At 36.5% G+C, this 2,437-nt stretch carries 2 protein-coding genes and 2 tRNA genes; 2 read left to right on the plus strand and 2 right to left on the minus strand.

Features of this window, described 5'->3' with window-relative positions; all coding sequences use genetic code 11:
- Positions 1–209: 209 nt before the first annotated feature.
- A tRNA-Leu gene (locus QQK25_RS24555) sits at positions 210–289 on the minus strand.
- Between the two features lie 313 nt (positions 290–602).
- On the opposite strand from QQK25_RS24555, the gene QQK25_RS24560 reads away from it, so the two are divergent.
- Positions 603–770: a 50S ribosomal protein L32 gene (locus QQK25_RS24560; protein ID WP_284189997.1), complete on the plus strand. Its 168-nt coding sequence runs from the start codon at positions 603–605 to the stop codon at positions 768–770.
- A gap of 62 nt (positions 771–832) precedes the next feature.
- Here QQK25_RS24560 and QQK25_RS24565 read toward each other — a convergent pair.
- A tRNA-Gln gene (locus QQK25_RS24565) sits at positions 833–904 on the minus strand.
- Between the two features lie 737 nt (positions 905–1,641).
- Between QQK25_RS24565 and QQK25_RS24570 the strand changes: the two genes are divergently transcribed.
- Positions 1,642–2,437, plus strand: a 796-nt coding sequence (locus QQK25_RS24570; RefSeq protein ID WP_284189998.1) for a proton-conducting transporter transmembrane domain-containing protein, incomplete at its 3' end; no start/stop codon positions are given.

Consider the following 2,437-nt stretch of genomic DNA (forward strand, 5'->3'; position numbering starts at 1 on the left):
AGAAAGAAAGGAAAATCTAAGGATTAAGGATATAATCCAGCTCAGTCGGGGAAGCAGGGATAAGACCAAAAAAGGGGGGGTTGACCGATTGAGTAGCTCTAATCGCGCGTGAAAACGGATAGGAAGAGCCACGTATGCATGTGACATATACATAATAATTGAATACTGTTGTATATTATTATTATATATATATACTCTTGTTTCAAAAATGCCGCCACTCGGACTCGAACCGAGATGCTCTCGCACTGCTTCCTAAAAGTAGCGTGTCTACCAATTTCACCACAGCGGCTTGCTCAAAATTATAATACCCCCTTATTATTCAATTGTCGAGAATGGGGGGTAATATCTATAGAGTAGTATCTCGCAAAGATCATCAAATTCAGGTCCAGGGTTCAAATCCTGTCTCCGCAATGTATTATTTATCATTTTTGATTCATCAGATTAATTAATAATCTTTTTATACGTATCCATATTAATATTAATGAAAAAAAATCGTTATACGTATCCATATTGTAGTTGTATATAATAATGAAAAGGATCCGTTTTTAACAAAATATGTCTTGCACATACAACTTTAACAAAAAGTAACTTCTGATTTTTGAATGGCAGTTCCCAAGAAGCGTACTTCTAGCTCAAAAAAGCGTATTCGTAAAAATGTTTGGAAAAAAAAAGCTTATTGGGCCGCGTTAAAAGCTTTTTCTTTAGCGAAATCGCTGGCTACCGGAAATTCAAAAAGCTTTTTTGTGCGACAATCGAATGATACTGAATAATCACGTACTGAAAGAATCTTCATTTATATGAATCGATATAGGAGATTGTTAAACAAATCGTTCTGGGGCAGAAGGATTCGAACCCTCGAGTCCCGGGACCAAAACTCGTTGCCTTACCACTTGGCCACGCCCCATTTCGATTTATATAGAATCAAGTTTTATTAAAGAGTTGAAACAAAGAAAACCAAGGAAGCTATAAGGAAAGTGACTCATGACTGTGTATCCGATGCCAATAGATCTATGATCTATTGTGGTTCTGCTTAACTTGTAAGTTCTACGGGGTAAACCGGACTATATTGCTTTTGGATACCCCCCATCTACCCTTTTTCAAAGCTGTTCATTTTACTCAATCGAGAGGAGATTTATTAACCAGATCTAAATGTTATTCTATTTTTTGTCCCAATCCCAATCCAATCTATAATGGAGGTAATCGCATATGACTTTGAACATAAAGTCCAAGATATTAGGATCACTAATAGGGTTAGCACAGAGAATCATTAGTTCCAACGTTGTGGTAGGGCTAGTCTTCGGGTTGCTCACTACATGTACGATAGGACCAGCCTATCTATTCCTTTTTGCCGACCCTGTTGTGGAACATCGCTCTGAAAAGCGAGTGGCAGCGTTTGAATTTAAATTTATACACCTTGGGGACGTGATATTCAATACATTCAATACAGGAGCCCAAATTCGTTACCTATTAAGCGAGAGCTTTTTATCCCTAAGGACACAAAGAAGGAGCACGTCGAGGCCGCTCCTCCTAGTTGATAATAAGTATTTAGGCCAATTCGCCAGTTCTATATATCTTGTGTAAAATATATATAGAACTGGCGAATTGGCCTAAATTAATAATACTAAAAAGTAGAGTTTTATAATGGAACATACATATCAATATGCGTGGATCATACCTTTCATTCCACTTCCAGTCCCTATAGCAATAGGAGTAGGACTTCTTCTTGTTCCGACCGCAACAAAAAATATGCCTCGTGTGTGGTCATTTTCTACTGTTTTATTACTAGCTATTGTTATGATTTTTGCAATAGATCTGTCGATTCAGCAAATAAAAGACAGTCCTATTTATCAATATGTAGGGTCTTGGACCATCAACAGTGATTTTTCTTTAGAGTTGGGCTATTTTATCGATCCACTTACTTCTATTATGTCAATATTAATCACTACTGTTGGGATAATGGTTCTTATTTATAGTGACAATTATATGTCTCATGATGATAGATATTTAAGATTTTTTGCTTATATGAGTTTTTCTAATACTTCCATGCTGGGCTTAGTTACTAGTTCCAATTTAATAGAAATTTACTTTTTTTGGGAATTAGTTGGAATGTGTTCATATCTATTGATAGGTTTTTGGTTCACACGGCCTCTTGCGGCAAATGCTTGTCAAAAAGCCTTTGTCACTAATCGTGTAGGTGATTTCGGTTTATTATTAGGAATCTTAGGTCTTTATTGGATAACAGGGAGTTTTGAATTTCGAGATATGTTCGAAATAGTCAATCATTTGATTGATAATAATGATGTTCATTTGTTTTTCCTTACTTTTTGTGCCTCTTTATTATTTCTTGGGGCGGTGGCTAAATCCGCACAATTCCCCCTTCATGTATGGTTACCTGATGCCATGGAGGGGCCTACTCCTATTTCAGCACTTATACATG

It is taken from the genome of Zoogloea oryzae (genome assembly GCF_030161255.1).
In the GTDB taxonomy this organism is placed as follows: Bacteria; Pseudomonadota; Gammaproteobacteria; order Burkholderiales; family Rhodocyclaceae; genus Zoogloea; species Zoogloea oryzae.

Bases quoted from the DNA above. Each gene is read 5' to 3' on its own strand.
- QQK25_RS24560 (WP_284189997.1), top strand. From the start codon at position 603: ATGGCAGTTCCCAAGAAGCGTACTTCTAGCTCAAAAAAGCGTATTCGT.